Source organism: Oleiphilus sp. HI0128 (assembly GCF_001635365.1).
The window spans coordinates 1-894 of sequence record NZ_LWGG01000096.1; the positions used below are offsets into that span (position 1 = coordinate 1).

An 894-nucleotide genomic window follows, 5' to 3' on the forward strand; every position below is an offset into this window, starting at 1 on the left:
GTACGCGTCTGATTCATGATTGCGCGCTCAATAGTTTGGCGAATCCACCATGTTGCATAAGTAGAGAAGCGGAAACCACGTTCTGGGTCAAATTTCTCAACTGCGCGAATTAGGCCTAAATTACCCTCTTCAATCAGGTCAAGTAGAGTCAAACCACGATTAACATAGCGACGTGCGATCTTTACAACGAGTCGCAAGTTACTTTCAATCATTCTCTTACGCCCGGCCGCATCACCTTTCTGCGCCAAGCGAGCAAAATAAACTTCTTCTTCTGGGGATAAAAGCGGAGAAAATCCGATTTCATTCAAGTACATTTGTGTCGCATCAAGCTGACGGTATGACTGACTTTCTGATGAGCGACCGTCTATGCCTGTCTTCTTAGCTTTCTTTTTCGCGGTTATCGGAGTGACGACTGTCTCAGCCTCTTCCTCAAAACCCCAACTTTCAGTCGTTGTCTCTTCTGATTCAACGCCATCAATTTCTACTACATCGTCAAAGTACGCTTCTCTTTCTGCTGACATCTGTCTTGCCTCGCTTTTTATTGTTTGCTCATCAAGATCCTTGATGATGCAACCTAGCTGTTTAAATAAATACGCTACCAGCCTCGCAACTGGCATTTTTCCCTTTTAGGATAGTTTTATCTCGCAGGCAGATATTTCATTGGGTCAACCGGCTCACCATTGCGCCGAATTTCAAAATGAAGCATTACCTGTTTTGAGTCAGAGCTCCCCATCTCTGCGATCTTGCGACCTTTTATTATTTTTTGTCCTTCTTTAACTAGTATCCGCTGGTTATGTGCATAAGCGCTGAGGTAAGTTTCATTATGATTTATAATTACCAAGTTTCCGTAGCCTAACAAGCCATTGCCTGCATAAACTACTTCTCCATCAGCGG

Annotated in this window: 2 protein-coding genes; both read right to left on the reverse strand. The window is 43.7% G+C overall.

All coding sequences use genetic code 11. The annotated features are described in order from the left end of the window. A partial coding sequence (locus tag A3763_RS01215; protein ID WP_156494803.1) for a sigma-70 family RNA polymerase sigma factor occupies positions 1–521 on the reverse strand: 521 nt, incomplete at its 3' end. A gap of 116 nt (positions 522–637) precedes the next feature. Continuing rightward, positions 638–894: peptidoglycan DD-metalloendopeptidase family protein (locus A3763_RS01220; RefSeq protein WP_156494804.1), on the reverse strand; the 257-nt coding region annotated here is incomplete at its 5' end.